This window comes from Corynebacterium sp. (assembly GCF_030538285.1).
Classification (GTDB): domain Bacteria; phylum Actinomycetota; class Actinomycetes; order Mycobacteriales; family Mycobacteriaceae; genus Corynebacterium.
Genome location: NZ_JAUNUG010000010.1, coordinates 43,782 through 58,378 on the forward strand (window position 1 = coordinate 43,782; position 14,597 = coordinate 58,378).

At 66.0% G+C, this 14,597-nt stretch carries 16 protein-coding genes; 4 read left to right on the forward strand and 12 right to left on the reverse strand.

From position 1 onward, the window contains the following. Positions 1 to 30: 30 nt before the first annotated feature. The 3 genes from Q4G50_RS05105 to Q4G50_RS05115 form a co-directional block, all read right to left on the reverse strand. Positions 31 to 450: a VOC family protein gene (locus tag Q4G50_RS05105; RefSeq protein WP_303376568.1), complete on the reverse strand. Its 420-nt coding sequence runs from the start codon at positions 448 to 450 to the stop codon at positions 31 to 33. Positions 451 to 598: 148 nt separating this feature from the next. After that, the gene (locus tag Q4G50_RS05110) at positions 599 to 1,591 is read right to left on the reverse strand and encodes a GNAT family N-acetyltransferase (RefSeq protein WP_303376569.1); all 993 of its coding nucleotides are present in this window, start codon (positions 1,589 to 1,591) and stop codon (positions 599 to 601) included. Further along, a complete protein-coding gene (locus Q4G50_RS05115; RefSeq protein WP_303376570.1) occupies positions 1,592 to 2,176 on the reverse strand; it encodes a peptide deformylase in 585 nt (194 codons plus the stop codon). It lies immediately after the preceding gene. 16 nt (positions 2,177 to 2,192) lie between these two features. Between Q4G50_RS05115 and Q4G50_RS05120 the strand changes: the two genes are divergently transcribed. From Q4G50_RS05120 to Q4G50_RS05135, 4 genes are read left to right on the forward strand one after another with little or no spacing between them, the layout of a single operon-like run. Beyond that, positions 2,193 to 2,435 carry a DUF3263 domain-containing protein gene (locus tag Q4G50_RS05120; RefSeq protein ID WP_303376571.1) on the forward strand — a complete coding sequence of 81 codons (243 nt, stop codon included), beginning with the start codon at positions 2,193 to 2,195 and terminating at the stop codon, positions 2,433 to 2,435. Positions 2,436 to 2,440: 5 nt separating this feature from the next. Continuing rightward, entirely contained in the window at positions 2,441 to 3,040 is a 600-nt protein-coding gene (locus Q4G50_RS05125; RefSeq protein WP_303376572.1) for a LytR C-terminal domain-containing protein, read from the forward strand. Continuing rightward, positions 3,040 to 4,179 carry a glutamate--cysteine ligase gene (locus tag Q4G50_RS05130; RefSeq protein ID WP_303376573.1) on the forward strand — a complete coding sequence of 380 codons (1,140 nt, stop codon included), beginning with the start codon at positions 3,040 to 3,042 and terminating at the stop codon, positions 4,177 to 4,179. The genes Q4G50_RS05125 and Q4G50_RS05130 overlap by 1 nt, the downstream gene beginning before the upstream one ends. After that, the gene (locus Q4G50_RS05135; RefSeq protein ID WP_303376574.1) at positions 4,172 to 4,582 is read left to right on the forward strand and encodes an alpha/beta fold hydrolase; all 411 of its coding nucleotides are present in this window, start codon (positions 4,172 to 4,174) and stop codon (positions 4,580 to 4,582) included. The genes Q4G50_RS05130 and Q4G50_RS05135 overlap by 8 nt, the downstream gene beginning before the upstream one ends. Here Q4G50_RS05135 and Q4G50_RS05140 read toward each other — a convergent pair. From Q4G50_RS05140 to Q4G50_RS05180, 9 genes are all read right to left on the reverse strand, one after another. After that, complete coding sequence (locus Q4G50_RS05140; RefSeq protein WP_303376575.1) at positions 4,516 to 5,736, reverse strand: glycosyltransferase 87 family protein; 1,221 nt, start codon at positions 5,734 to 5,736, stop codon at positions 4,516 to 4,518. The genes Q4G50_RS05135 and Q4G50_RS05140 overlap by 67 nt on opposite strands. A 6-nt stretch (positions 5,737 to 5,742) precedes the next feature. Continuing rightward, the gene (gene mnhG / locus Q4G50_RS05145) at positions 5,743 to 6,123 is read right to left on the reverse strand and encodes a monovalent cation/H(+) antiporter subunit G (RefSeq protein WP_303376576.1); all 381 of its coding nucleotides are present in this window, start codon (positions 6,121 to 6,123) and stop codon (positions 5,743 to 5,745) included. Next, positions 6,124 to 6,399, reverse strand: coding sequence for a monovalent cation/H+ antiporter complex subunit F (locus Q4G50_RS05150; protein WP_303376577.1), 276 nt, complete (start codon positions 6,397 to 6,399; stop codon positions 6,124 to 6,126). A gap of 2 nt (positions 6,400 to 6,401) precedes the next feature. Then, positions 6,402 to 6,911, reverse strand: coding sequence for a Na+/H+ antiporter subunit E (locus tag Q4G50_RS05155; RefSeq protein ID WP_303376578.1), 510 nt, complete (start codon positions 6,909 to 6,911; stop codon positions 6,402 to 6,404). Beyond that, positions 6,908 to 8,662, reverse strand: coding sequence for a Na+/H+ antiporter subunit D (locus tag Q4G50_RS05160; protein WP_303376579.1), 1,755 nt, complete (start codon positions 8,660 to 8,662; stop codon positions 6,908 to 6,910). Before Q4G50_RS05160 ends, Q4G50_RS05155 begins: the two co-directional genes overlap by 4 nt. Beyond that, complete coding sequence (locus tag Q4G50_RS05165) at positions 8,655 to 9,149, reverse strand: Na(+)/H(+) antiporter subunit C (protein ID WP_303376580.1); 495 nt, start codon at positions 9,147 to 9,149, stop codon at positions 8,655 to 8,657. The genes Q4G50_RS05160 and Q4G50_RS05165 overlap by 8 nt, the downstream gene beginning before the upstream one ends. Further along, positions 9,150 to 12,092: a Na+/H+ antiporter subunit A gene (locus Q4G50_RS05170; RefSeq protein ID WP_303376581.1), complete on the reverse strand. Its 2,943-nt coding sequence runs from the start codon at positions 12,090 to 12,092 to the stop codon at positions 9,150 to 9,152. It abuts the gene before it with no gap. Between the two features lie 399 nt (positions 12,093 to 12,491). Beyond that, positions 12,492 to 13,013 (reverse strand): acetyl-CoA acetyltransferase, encoded by a 522-nt coding sequence (locus tag Q4G50_RS05175; protein WP_303376582.1) that lies wholly within the window; start codon positions 13,011 to 13,013, stop codon positions 12,492 to 12,494. A 248-nt stretch (positions 13,014 to 13,261) separates the two neighbouring features. Beyond that, positions 13,262 to 14,596: a dipeptidase gene (locus Q4G50_RS05180; RefSeq protein ID WP_303376583.1), complete on the reverse strand. Its 1,335-nt coding sequence runs from the start codon at positions 14,594 to 14,596 to the stop codon at positions 13,262 to 13,264. Position 14,597: the final 1 nt, after the last annotated feature.

Consider the following 14,597-nt stretch of genomic DNA (forward strand, 5'->3'; position numbering starts at 1 on the left):
AGTACACACTACCTGCGGTTAAGGGGCAGGTCAGTCCTCGGTCGCGTTGATCATCCACAGCACCCCGAACTGGTCGCGCACCTGCCCGTAGTGGTCACCCCACGGGGCCTGCTCGAAGGGCATCTCCACTTCGGCGCCACCGGCGAGGAACTTGTCGATGATGTCCTCTGCCTCGGCGACGGAATCGAACTGGAGGAGCAGGGAGTAGACGTCGGAGCGCAGGCTCAAGGCGTCGGGTTCCATGGCGTCCCCGCCAGCCAGGCTCAGAGTGTCGGAGATAAGGGTGGCGTGGGCGACGGCGTCTGCGGGCGGATCGAAGGGCAGGCCCTCCATGGGCATGTCACCGTAGATGAGGAGTTCGAGCTCCCCGCCGAAGATGGACTCGTAGTGCCGGAATGCTTGCGCGGCGGTGCCGGGGAAGGAGATGTTGGCGCTGAACTGCATGGACATGGCTGCTCCCAACGTTGTATGTGGTTTGCATCACAGTATAGGCCTGGGTGGTGGGGTCGGGCAGAACGTGCCGGGGAAAGTGGCCACGGATGGGTATTTCTCCTGTGCATAAGCACAGTGGATATGCACCAACGCAGTGCTGGCAGCCTCAGTCCTCCAGCCGCGCGTAGCGGTGCCGATGGTGCTCGATGAACCCGAGCTTCGAGTACAAGGCCCGGCCCGCCGCATTCGACGCAATGACCTGCAGATAAGCGTCAGTCGCGCCGCGGGAGGCGCCCCAGGCGAGCATTTCGGCGCCGAGACGGGTGCCGAGGCCGCGGCGTCGATAAGCTTCCGCCACCTCGACGGCCGAATAACCGAGCCACACGCGGCCATCCTCGGAGGATGTGAGCGTGCCGCGGGTGATGGCGACGGTCTCCCCGGCGGGGGAGAGGAGGCGGCCGAAGCCCATCTCGCCGTCGATCTGATCCTGCAACAGGCGCAACGCGTGGACGGGCAGGGGCTGGCCGCGGAAGTGGTAGAGGGCGAGCCAGTCATCGTCGGGCTGGTCGTCGATGCGGAAGGTGTACTCGGCCTCCGGCAGCTCCAGGGGGCTGAGGTACCGGGTCATCACGATGATCTCCGGGCCCAGCTCCCAACCACCGGCCTCGACGAGCTTCTCCGCTGGCGCGCCGATGCGCTCCGGGATGAGGACTTTCACGGGCAGCGAGTGGCGCTCATAGAACGCCCGGATCTCCTCCAGCGGCACCACCCCGAACCCTGCCGAGCGGCCCAAAGGCGCAGCCGAGTTGGAGCGCTCCGTGATGCCGTCACCAGCGCGCATGAGCCACTGGCCATCGCGCGTCCACGTGTGCTCGATGCCGGGGAAAGCCTTCGCGGTGGCCACCTCCACGGCACGGATATCCGAATTGCGGATCCGGCGCGGGGAGAGCTTTTTCACCACCTTGATCAGCTCATCCGGCACCTCTAGGGGCTCGGCGGTGGAGACGAAACCGCCGACGGACTGCGGGCGCAGTACCAGCGGCGACACACTCACCACGTGCCCGATGACATCACTGAGGTGCCCGGGGGTGTCGGGGAGGAGGCGGCGCACGACCACGCGGTCGCCCACCGCCACCTCATCAGAGCGGAAGATACCCATCTAGTGCCCGAAGGGGTCTTCGTCCTCGCCCGGCATCCAGGTCAGGCCGGGCTGCGTCCACCCGTTGGCCTTGATGGTCTTCTTGGCCTGGCGCTTGTAGCGGCCGATGAGGACGTCCGTGTAGAGAAAGCCGTCGAGGTGGCCGACCTCGTGCTGCAGGCAGCGGGCGAAAAATCCGGTGCCCTCGACCTCGATCTCCTTGCCGTCGGCGTCGAGGCCGGTGACTTTCGCCCAGGAGGCGCGGCCGGTGGGCCAGCCTTCGCCGGGCACGGAGAGGCAACCTTCGTCCTCGGTGCCGTCGTCGGCGGGCATGGTCTCGGGGATCTCGCCGGTTTCTAAGACGGGGTTGATCACGCAGCCGGTGTGCTGGACGCCGTCGTCGTCGGGGCAGTCGTAGACGAAGAGTCGCAGGCCCACGCCGATCTGGTTGGCGGCCAGGCCGACGCCGTTGGCCACGTCCATCGTCTCGTACATGTCGGCGACAAGCGTCTGGATCTCCTCTCCGGCGATATCGGCGGGGTCGACGGGGCTGGTGGGGTTGTGGAGCACGGGGTCGCCGTGGATCACAATCGGGCGGATCGTCATGTTCTACAGTTTAAGCATGTCCGGCCTGAGTGATTCCGATGCCCGCCTCCTCGCCTTCGAGGAGCGCGCGCCGCGTTCGGCGGGCGCGAAGGAGGAGCTTATTCGCGCGGAGTTGGGGATGAGTCCGGTGCGTTATTATCAGCGCCTTAATGTGCTTATCGACGTCCCCGCCGCCCTCGCCGCCCACCCCGTCCTGATGGGGCGTCTGCGGCGGATTAGGGACAGGCGGGCAACGGAGCGTTCCGGTGCTTTAGACTGACCCCTGTGACGCATGTGAATCCGGAGAATGAGAACGAGCCCACCACCGACACCCCGGCCGCTTCCGGCCTGCCGTTGCGCGGCCTGGCGATGGTGCTCATCGCTGTTGCGGTGCTGCTGGTGATGTGGGGCCTGTACGCCATGACGCAGAATAATGATTCTGCAGATCAGGCCGCCCCTGAGACCACCGCTGAGGTGGTGGCGACTCCTGAGGAAACCGCCGCGGAAACCACGGAGGAAGCCCCCGTCGAGGAGGAGACCACCGCCGCGGAGACCACCCCAGAGGAGCCGCCGGCCCCCGCCCCGGCTGAGGAGCCCGGGCGCCTCAACGTGCTCAATAACTCGACCGTGCCGAATCTGGCGGCGGATGTCGCCGATCAGCTGCGCGGCGATTTCGAGGTCGGCGAGGTGGGCAACATGGCCGACCATATCCTGCCGGAGAACACCGTCTTCTTCCAGCCCGGCAACGCCGAGGCGGAGCAGCGCGCCCGTGAGTTGGCCGATCGGGTCGGTGGCGTGGCCCGCGAGTACGAGGGCTTCCTCCCCGACGGCACCGATGGCCGCAATGATCTGACCCTGGTGTTGGTGAATCAGGTGGCCCTCTAATGAGGGTGGAGCCGATCCCCTTCCGTCGTTCCCTGGCGCCGACGCTCGGGGTGGAGTGGGAGGTCGCGCTCGTCGACCCGGTGACCCGGGATCTGGCGCCGAAGGCCGAGGAGGTCATCGACCTCGTCCAGAGCAGCAATCCGGAGGTGCATCTGGAAAAGGAGTTCCTCCAGAACACCGTCGAGCTGGTCACCGGCGTGCATGAGACGGTGCCGCAGGCGATTGCCGAGTTGGCGCATGGGCTCAACGTGGTCCGCGACGCCGCCGATTCACTGGGTCTGCGCGTGTGGGCATCGGGTTCCCATCCGTTCTCGGATTGGCGGAAGAATCCGGTGAGCGCGAAGATGGCGTACGCGGAGATCATCAACCGCACCCGCTACTGGGGTTCGCAGATGCTCATCTGGGGCATTCATGTGCATGTCGGTATCTCGCATGAGGACCGGGTGTGGCCGATCATCAACGCGCTGATGACGAAGTACCCGCACCTGCTGGCGCTGACCGCCTCCTCCCCGGGGTGGGACGGCATCGACACCGGCTACGCCTCCAACCGCACCATGCTCTATCAGCAGCTGCCCACCGCCGGTCTGCCGTATCAGTTCAGCAGCTGGTCGGAGTGGGAGAGTTACATGCATGACCAGGGGATTTCCGGGGTGATCAATCACACCGGGTCGATGCACTTCGATATCCGTCCGGCGCCGAAGTGGGGCACGGTGGAGGTCCGGGTCTCCGACGCCACCTCCAATCTGCGGGAGCTGGCCGCCGTCGTGGCGCTCACCCACTGCCTGGTTGTCCACTATGACCGCATGCTGGACCGCGGGGAGACGCTGCCCACTCTGCAGCCCTGGCATGTCGCGGAGAATAAGTGGCGGGCCGCCCGCTACGGCATGGACGCCCTGGTGATCACCTCCCGCGACACCGATGAGCGCTGGGTCACCCAGGAGCTCAGCGATTTGGTCGACGAGCTCGCCCCCCTCGCCGAGGAGCTCGGTTGCCTGCATGAACTCCTCCTGGTCCCGGAGATCCTCGAGCGCGGTGCCGGTTATCAGCGCCAGCGCCGCATCTTCGAGAAGACCGGCAGTTGGAGCGAGGTCATCGACGCCACCTGTGCGGAAATGGAGGAGTTGGTGCCCCGTGACTGATCTCGTCCTCGTCCCCACCGCGGGCCGCATGCCGGATACCTGGACCGAGGTCATCCGGTTACTGCCCGCTGATCTCAAGCCCCGGCTGCCCAATCTCATGGCCGACAAACTGGAGTCCTACCTGGACAAACACGAGTTGCGCCGCGTCGTCCTCGTCGGCCACGGCACCGGTGCCCTCGCGGCGCTTGAACTCGCCCGTTCGCAGCCGCAACGCGTCAGCCACCTCGTTCTCGCGGGGCTGCCGGACTCGCGGGTGGGGAAGTTCTTGTTGCGTCGCCGGGGCATTGATGTGCAGGATCTCCAGGTCGCCATGCCGACCCTGCTTATCGACGCCCCCTACGACAACGATCCCGCCGGCTTCGTCGCCGAGATCCGTTCCTTCCTCGCCTCCCACACCAGGTAGCCGAGGATAAACGCGACGCCGAAGCCCGTGTAGGCCAGGCGCCACACGGGATTGGGGTGGCTGATCCACGGACCGGGGTAGGCGAGTGCCGGCCACAACACGCCCGAGACATAGGGCAGGAGCATCACAAAAACCACACCACTGGTGAGCAGGGCGCCGAGCTGGGCGGTGAGGAAACCGCGGGCGTCGAAAAGCGAGGCGATGCCGGCGATGACGGCGACGGCCAGCGGGACGATCCACACCCAGTGGTGGAACCATGAGAACGGGGAGACCAGGCAGGCGCCGATACCGGTGAGTGCGATGGCGAGGGTGCGGTTGTCGCGGCGTAGCGCCAGCCAGGCGGCAGCCGCCGTGAGGGCGGTGACCACCAGGGCCAGGACCAGCCACAGCCAGGTGGAGTCCGCCCCCAGGCGCACGAGGACTGACCTGATGGACTGCGCGCCGGGATTCTCATGGACCCCGACGCGCTCGGAGTCGAAGATCGCTGAGCGCCAAAAGGCACCGGCATCCGGGACGATGACAAAGCCGGCCACCACGGTGGCGACAAAAGTCGCCGCCGATACGCCGGCGGCCACAAAGCGGCGCTGCACCAGGAAGATGATGACGAAAAACGCCGGGGTCAGCTTCAGCCCCGCTGCTATGCCGACGCCGATGCCCGCGAAACGGTGGTGACGCGGCAGGACATCTGCGGCCACCAGCAGCATGAGAATGAGGTTGATCTGCCCGTAGTGGAAGGAGCCACGGATCGGCTCCGTGGCGAACAAACCCACCGCCAGCAGGACCGCGAACAACCCCACCGGGCGGCGGCGCTCCGTGAAGCACATGAGGATGACGGCGATGAGGGCCACGAAGTTGCCGGTCTGCCAGATGATCGTGGCGATCTCGGGATTGAGGCTGGCTAGCCAGCCGAAGATACCGGCCGCGAAAGGTGGGTAGGTGAAGGGGAGGTCGCCGAGGAGGGGGGCGTCGTAAAGCAACCCACCCTCGTTGAGGCGTTGCCCGGCCAGCAAGTAGACCTGCAGGTCAGTGGGGACATGCAGGCCCAGATCCCAGCCATCGATGACGTAGGACTCCTTGTACGCCATCCACGCGCCCAGCCACAACAGCGCCGCTATCAGAGTGGGGGCACCGAGCAGCGCGGGGCGGTGGGGCATGGCTACCTAACGTCGGCGGATGGAACGATCGGCGGGGGCGTCGTTACGTGACATATCCTGTGATACACCATAAAGGCCCTCACGGCGGGAGACGCGACCGAGACGTTGCGCGGTGACGGGGGAGGTCATGCCGGCGAAGATCACCAGCAGGATGAGCACACCCAGGTCGCCACGCTCCGCGATACCGAAGGACGGATCGCCCGTCACCTTGAGCAGTGCACCGAGGATGGTGAGGATCAGACCCGTGGTCTGCGGCTTGGTGATCGCGTGAATGCGCGACATCGTGTCCGGGAAACGGACGACGCCGACCGCCGCCGAGAACACCAGGAACGCGCCGGTGATGATGAGGACGAGTGAGGCAACGTCCGCGAACAGTGTGTATGACATTTAGCTACCGTCCCTCTTGCGGAAGCGGGCGACGGACACCGAGGCAATGAAACCGAGCAGCGCGATAACCAGCATCGCGTTGGCGACGGTGGTGTCCAACGTCCAGCAGATGTAGGTGGCCAGGGCGCACTGGAGCATCGCGACGAAACCATCGAGGCCCAGCATGCGGTCCATCGAGTTCGGGCCGACGATGATCCGCCACGTCATGATGATGAACGACACGGCGAAAAACGCCGCCGGGATGAGCAGGAAGGTGGTGTAGAGCTCGTGGTTCATGCTCAGTTCCTCTCGAAGATGCGGATCATGCGGCGCTCCAGGGTGGCGATGGTCTCGATCTCGCGGGCCAGCGCGGCCTCGGTGCCGGCGTCGAGCAGGTGGACCGTCCACGTGCGGTTGGCGATGTCGATGTCACTGACCGCACCACCCGGCTGCAGGTTGTACAGCACCGTGGCAAAGGAGAGGACCAGCTCATTGGACACGCGCATCGGCACCGTGACGATCGCCGATTTCGGCGGTGCTGCCGGGCGCAGCGCCAGCCACGCCACCTTCACCGACGCCACGGCGAGGTCCTTCAACCAGCCGAGCATGTGCCAGGCCAGCAGGCCCCAGTGCACGCTCAGGCCCGCGATCGGCATGGCCGGCAGAGGCAGGCCGAAGATGATGAGTGAGCCGACCAGCAGGCCCGAGATGATATTCGCCCACGTGAACTCGCCCATGAGCAGACACCACATGACGGTGATCCACACGATGAACCACGGGCGGAAACGGCGACGGACTCCGGAGATCATGACTGCTCCTCCTCGGTGGGGGCTTCCGTGGCGGTCTGGACGGCGGGCCGCGGCTCGGGCAGCTGGTGGTCGCGGTTGCGGAGGGTATCCGAACCATCGTCCAGGCGCTGCTGATCAAGGGTGCGGCTCGGGATATCCGCGGTGGTGCCCAACACGGCGGAGCGGTAGATGTTCACATCCTGGGCACTCTCGGCGGCGCGTCCGGTTACACCGGCGATGGGGCCGGCGAGGACGGTGACGGCCAGGGAAGCGGCGATCAGCGTCGTGGTGGAGGCGACCATGCCGACGGGCATACGGCCGACATCATCACGCTCGACGAACTCGACTTCGTCGGTGACATCCGCCAGCGGTGCCGGACGGGCCATGGCGACGTTGCCCTCGGGGGCATCCTTGCGGTCGCGCCAGAAGCCCTTGGACCACACGAGCACCATGACGTAGAGGGTGAGCAGGGAGGTGACCACCGCGCCGCCGATGAGCAGCCACGCCATGAAACCGCCGACATTGGCACCGGCCTCGATGAGGATGATCTTGCCCAGGAACCCGGAGAACGGCGGGATGCCACCCAGGTTGAGGGCGGGGATGATGTAGAGCACCGCGATGATGGGGGCGGTGTAGGCCAGGGAGCCGAGGCGTCGCAAAGAAGAGGTACCCGCCTGGCGTTCGATGAGGCCGACGACGAGGAACAACGCGGTCTGCACGAGAATGTGGTGCACGGCGTAGAAGATCGCCCCGGACAGGCCCTGGGCGGAACCCAGCGCGATGCCGAAGATCATGTAACCGATGTGGCTGACCAGGGTGAATGACAATAATCGTTTGATGTCGTTCTGCGCCATCGCGCCGAGGATACCCATGATCATTGTCGCCAGACCCACCCACATGAGCAGGCCGTCGAGTGAGCCGTCGGTGAACACCACCGAGCGCATGCGGATGATCGAGTACACACCGACCTTGGTCAAAAGGCCCGCGAACACGGCGGTGACCAGCGAGGGGGCGGTGGGATAAGAGTCCGGCAGCCAGGCATCCAGCGGGAACACGGCGGCCTTGATGCCGAAGGCGACGAGCAGGGTGCCGAAGATGGCGGCGCGGGTGCCGGAGGGAACATCCTCCATGCGCAGGCCGATCTGCGCCAGGCTCACGGTGCCCACCGCGGCGTACACCATGGCCAGGGCGAAGAGGAAGATCATCGAGGAGACCATCGAGACCATGACGTAGGAGACACCGGCGCGCACACGCGAAGGCGAGGCGCCAAGAGTGAGCAGCACGTAGGAGGCGACGAGGAAGACCTCGAAACCGACGTAGAGGTTGAACAGGTCACCGGCCAGGAAGGACATGTTCACGCCCATGCTCAGCAACATGTAGGTGGGCAGGAACACGGCGACCGGTTCGTCCTTGCCGCCGTCACGGACACCCTGGCTGATGGCGTACCACATGACGCAGAACAGCACGACGGAGGAGACCGTGAGCATGACGGCGGACAGGCGGTCAGCGACGAGCGTGATGCCAATCGGTGCATCCCACCCGCCGAGCTGCACCGTCTGGATGCCCTCCAAGTCGACGACCATGACCATGGAGGCGGTCAGGCCGATGAGGACCAGCAGGGTGCCCAGTGCGATGGTGCGCTGGATGTGCGGGTGACGTCCCGCGAGCAGTGCCAGGGCCGCGGCCACCGCCGGCAGGATCACCGGCAGAGGGATGAGGAAAGGCATGTACGGCATCAATGTGTCAACGAAGGGGGTGATCGTCTCACTCATCGACTTCTCCCTTCACCGGAGCTTCGAAGGACTTCGGGCCGAAGGCATCGCCCTCGGAGGTGACGCGACCGGTGTCCGGGTCGTCGGAGGCGTCATGGTCGGGTGCGGCGCTCGCCGTGGCGGGGCGCGCCGCGATGGCGGCATCCTCGAGGTCATCCTCGATGACATCCGCGGTGCGGTAGCGGTACTGGCGGTAGGCCAGGGTGAGGATGAACGCCGTCAACGCCATCGCGATGACGATCGCGGTGAGGATCATCGCCTGGGCGAGCGGGTCCGCGACCTGCTCGTCAGGATGCTGCAGGGAGGTGCGTCCCATGATCGGCGGGGCGCCGGCGGAGCCGCCCGCCTGCAGGATGAGCAGGTTGGCGCCGTTGCCGATGAGCATGATGCCGAGCATCATCTTCGTCATCGCACGGTCGAGCACGAGGTACACGCCCGCGGAGATGAGGGTTCCTGCTGCCAGCAGCAGGACGAGGTTGGCTACCATCTACTTGTCTCCTTCCGGGCTGGTGGTACTCATTGCTTTGCGACGCTCCGCCGCCCGCGCCATCGACCGTGCCCTATCGCGGGCCCGCTGCTTGCGCATCTCTTCCTCTTGGTCGAGCTGGCCGCCCAGGGACGACAGGATGTGCATCATGAGGCCGACGACGATGAGGTAGACGCCGGCGTCGAAAAGCAATGCCGAAGGCATCGACATGTTGCCGATCAACGGCAGATCCACCGAGTCGTACCACGACGTCAGCGGCGGATGGCCGAGGAACATCGGCCAGATCGCCGCGGCTGCCGAGAGGATGAGACCGGTGCCCAGGATTCGGCCCGAATCGACTGGGAGCGCCTCCTCCAACTCCGCGCGACCACCCGCGACATAACGCAGGGTGAACGCGAGTGCAGCGACGAGGCCGCCGGCGAAACCACCGCCCGGGGCGTTGTGCCCGGCGAAGAAGAAGTACATCGACAGGGCCATCATCGACGGGAAGAGGATGCGGGTGGCCACATCGACCATGAGGGAACGGTTCTGCGCGCGCTCGGTCTCCACTCCGGCGGCCAGCCAGCGGCGGCCGGTGACGGTGAGGGTCGGGCGGCGGGAGGAACGGTTGAAGGAGCGGGTGCGGTAGATCAGCGAGGCCACACCGGTGGCCGCGATGACCAGCACTGACACCTCGCCGAAGGTATCCCAGGCACGCAGGTCGACGAGCAGGACGTTCACGGCATTCGCACCGTGGCCGATGTCCTGCGCCAGATCCGGCATGAACGTAGAGATCGGCACGTGGACGCGGGCGTTGATGGCGAACATCGCCACCACGGTCACCGACAGGCCTACCGCCACCGACAGCCACGCGCGGATCCGGTTCGCCTTCGCCCCCGGGGACCACTCGGTGTTGGTCGGCAGCTTGCGCAAAACCAGCATGAAGATGACCATGAGGACCGTCTCCACCAGCGTCTGCGTCAGCGCCAGATCCGGGGCACCCTGCAGCGCGAAGATCACAGCCAGGGCGTAACCGGTGACACCCACGAGGATGACACCCGAGAGGCGGTTGTCCATGCGGGTGGCGGTGATCGCCGCGACGATGATGATCGCCGAGGCCAACGCCTGCCACGGCGAATCCCACAGCACCATGCGTACATCGGGGCGCTCGCCGATGACGAGCACCACCATCGGCAACACGATGAGCACCGTGAAGATGATGCCCAGGTTCACTGCCAGCGAACCACGCTGGGTGGAAGCCGTCAGACGCAGGGAGATGGTGCGCAGGTAGTTCAGCACCGAATCGTAGGCGGCGTCCGCGGAACCCAGGGCGGGCTCCTCGAACTGCGCCTTGGCAATGAGGTTGCGCTGCCAGTGCAGTGCCAGACCACCGAAGATGATGACGATGGACAGCAGCAGCGGGATGGTGAACCCGTGCCACAGCGCCAGGTAGATGCTCTCCTCGCCCGGGGCCAGCGGCAGGACATTGTCCAGGTGCGTGGTGATCGCGTTCGACAGCGGCAGCGGGTAGATGCCGAAACCGACGGTGCAGGCGGTGAGGATGAGCGGGGCGATCCACAGGGTCGGGCCGATCTTGTGCATCTTCGCCACCGCCTCCGAGGTGCCGCCCCCGGACGCATGGTCCGCGGGCTTCGTCGCGAACGCACCGTAGAGGAAACGCAGCGAATACGCCATGGTCAGCGCGGAGCCGAAGACGACGGCCACGAGCATGAGGTTGCGCGGCATACCCACCAGCAGCTCCTCCTGCATGACTGCTTCCAGGGTGGACTCCTTGGCCACGAAGCCGAACAGCGGAGGCATGCCCGCCATCGACAACGCAGAGATGAAGGCCAGCGTGGTGATGAAAGGCTGCTTTTTCCCCAGGCCGGAGAGCTTGCGCAGATCTCGGGTGCCGGCGGTGTGGTCGATCGCGCCGACGATCATGAACAGCGTCGCCTTGAACAGCGAGTGCGCGAACGTCAGGGCCAGGCCGGCCAGCATGGCCTCCCGGGAGCCGACAGCCACCACCGCGGTGATGAAACCCAGCTGCGAGACCGTGCCGTATGCCAGAACCAGCTTGAGATCCTTCTGGCGCAGCGCCATCCAACCGGCCATGAGCATGGTGAACAGGCCCAGCGGGATGACCACCAGGTGCCAGGTGGTGACGACGTTGAAATCGGGGGCCAGTCGCGCGACCAGGTAGATGCCGGCCTTCACCATCGCCGCGGAGTGCAGGTAGGCGGAGACCGGGGTGGGAGCGGCCATGGCACCCGGCAGCCAGAAATGGCCCGGGGCGATCGCCGACTTGGTCAGCGCACCCGCCAGGATGAGCACGATAGCGGCCGTGATGTGCGGGGTGCCCGCGACCTCGGTGAAGGCCGTGATCTCCGACAGGCGCCAAATGCCCGTCTGGCGGCCCAGCAGGATAATGCCCACCAGCATGGCCAGGCCACCGAGGGTGGTGACCATGAGGGCCTGCCCCGCGGAACGGCGCGAAGAGGCGCGCTCACCGTAGTAGCCCACCAGCAGGAAGGACAGTACCGAGGTGATCTCCCAGAAGATGTACATCAACAGGAAATTGTCCGAGGTGACCAGGCCGAACATGGCCATGGCGAAGGCCACCATCTGGGCACCGAAGATCGACAGGCGGCGTGGGTTCGAGTCGAAGTATCCCCAGCAGTAGAACAGCACGAGGGCGCCGACGCCGAGGATGATGAGACTGAACAAGCCCGCGAGGGAATCGAGACGGAACTCGAGGTTCAGGTGCGCCGCCGGCATCCACTCCATGGCGAACGTCAGGGCGCCGTTGTCGGCGAACGTGCCGGAGGTAAACAGGGAGAGCACCCAGAAGAAACCCGCGGCCGGGACGAGTGCGAGCAGCCCGAAGGCGGCGCGACCCATGGCGCGGATGAGGATGGGGGCGACCAAGGAGGCGATGGTCAGGGCAACCAGAAGTAACAGCACGTCGGCGTTGTTCCCCTTCGCTGGTGGCGGGCAGGACAAAGCGCGGACCACGCGTCCCGGTTGTTGTCGTCGCCAACGTGCGTGCGGCCCCCAGCGGCACTGAGAAACACCCATCAATAAGGCGGCGTCGATAGGCGGCGCGGCCAACGTTAAGACAGTGTATATGAAGGCTGTATATATGGCCTTGTTGCGCTGCTCACGGGGGCACCTTCGGACATTAATGGGCGGGGTGGGCAAGTGCCGCCCCTGGCCTCCTTCGGCGTTCCCACGTGCATTTGGGCGGCCCTATTCCGCGACCTGGGGAAAAGGCGGTGCCCCGATAAAGGTACGTGGGAACACCGTGGGGAGTGGCATAAGGAAAACTCCCCGCCACAGGGGGCGGGGAGTGTCTGCGGAAGGCTAGCCGTAGATACGCTGCGCGCCCGAGGCCAGGGCGGCGGCGATGGAGGCCTCGTTGGTGGCGCCGAAGCCCATGGCCCAGGCGGTGCGGTTCTCGTTGTTCTGGTGGGCGACCTTGACGAAGGTGACGGTGGCCTCGAAGAGCTCGGTCTGGTGGAAGGCCAGGATCTCGACGTGGCGGCCAGCGTCGGCCAGCAGGTGGGAGGCGGCGGAGGTTGGGCCCATGGCGGTGATGTCGTGGGTGGAGGTGATCGGCTGCTCGGTCTTGGAGGTGCGGATCATCTCGGCGACGAAGTGCTGCTGACCGCCGCGGCCGCGGGTGGCCTCCAGGTGGGCGATGCGGATATCGGCGGCAGGGGCGTAGGTGGCGATGAACAGGGGCCAGGCCATGCCGGCGGCCTCATCACGCATACCGCGGGGCAGACGATGATCGTCGCCGAAGCGCGCGGTGAAGGGATCCTGCTGGATGTCAGCGGAAGCGTAGGTGGAGGTGGTGACGGGTGCGAAAGTAGCGTTGTACATGATGCGGTCCTTTAAAGATTCTTCGGGAAGGAAGTGATTGTTTTTAAGTGGACCGACTCTTCAGCGGCGGAAAAAGCTTAACGACTACTACCCCAGGGTGCGGGGAGTCAGTCCCTAGCCCGCACTGGGGTTCGTAGCCTCGGCTACTAGCTGAAGATCGATGTTGGTGTACGTCACGTCGATGACTTTATGACGTGGCTCACCACTTTGCAACCCGTTCACCCAAATTAACCTCCCGTTCACCCCCCTTATCGGCCCCAGGCCTGCAGGAATGCCGCTTCCGCCACCGCCACGTTCATGATCTCGGTGGGGTCGACGGACTCGTCGGGGGAGTGGATGGTGCACTGCGGCTCTTCGACACCGAACAAAGCGATCTCGGCCTCCGGGAAGGTCTCCTGCAGGGCGAGGGTGAGGGGGATAGAGCCGCCGGAACCCAGCGCCACCGCATCCTCGGCACCGTAGGCATCCGCCAGGCACCTCCGCAGCAATGCGAGCGCCGGGCCGGAGGGGTCGGTGGAAAACGGCTGGTTCTTCTCCGCCACGTCGACGGTGATGTGCGCGCCCCACGGGGTGTGGGCCTTAAGGTGTGCGACCAACTTCTCCATGACGTCGTCGGCGTCCAGGCCCGCGGGCACGCGCACGTTGAGTTTGGCCTGCGCGGTGGCGGGTACGGCGTTGACGGCCTCGTCCACCGGGGTGGAGGTGAAGCCGGTGACGGTGACCGCGGGCCGCGCCCACACCATGTCGGCCGGGGCGTCTGCGGATGTGCCCATGATATCGGTGCCTTCGAGCATGCTGGCCTCGCGGCGGAAGTCCTCCGGGGGATAGGGCTCGCCTTCCCATTTCCGCAGGCAGTCGACGCCGTCGATCACCGTGCGGCCGTGCTCGTCACGCAGGGAGTCCAGCACGCGCATCAGCGCGGCGACGGCGTCCGGGGCGGCGCCGCCGAACTGCCCGGAGTGCAGCGGGGTGCGCAGGGTGTCCATGGTGACCACGACCTGGCCGCCGCCGCGCAGGGAGGTGGTCAGGGTGGGCACGCCGACGGCGGCGTTGCCGGAGTCGGCGATGAGGATGGCGTCGGCGCGGAAGAGTTCCGGCTGGGTCTGCAGCAGGTGGTCCAGGCCCTCTCCGCCGCACTCCTCGGAACCCTCGACCAGCACGATCAGCCCCAGCTCCGTGCCGCCGTTGGCTTCCAGCGCGCGCAGTGCGGCCAGGTGCATGACGAGGTTGCCCTTGCAGTCGGCGGCGCCGCGGCCGTACCAGCGGCCGTCGCGTTCGGTGAGTTCGAAGGGCGGGGAGGTCCACAGGCCGTGGTCCCCGGCGGGCACCACGTCGTGGTGGGAGTAGAGGAGAACGGTCGGCATCCCGGGAGCTGCTTCCCGACGCCCGATCACCGCCGTCGATCCATCGACGGTGTCGTGGGTGGTGACGTTGAGGCCGGCGTCGATAAGCGCCTGTTCGGTCCAGGACGCGGCGCCGGGCGCATCGGGTGCGCCGTGGACGGAGTCGAAAGCCACGATCTCCTGGAGGTCCCGGAAGATGCGGTCGCGCTGTCCTTCTATATGGGTGCGGAGTTCATTCATG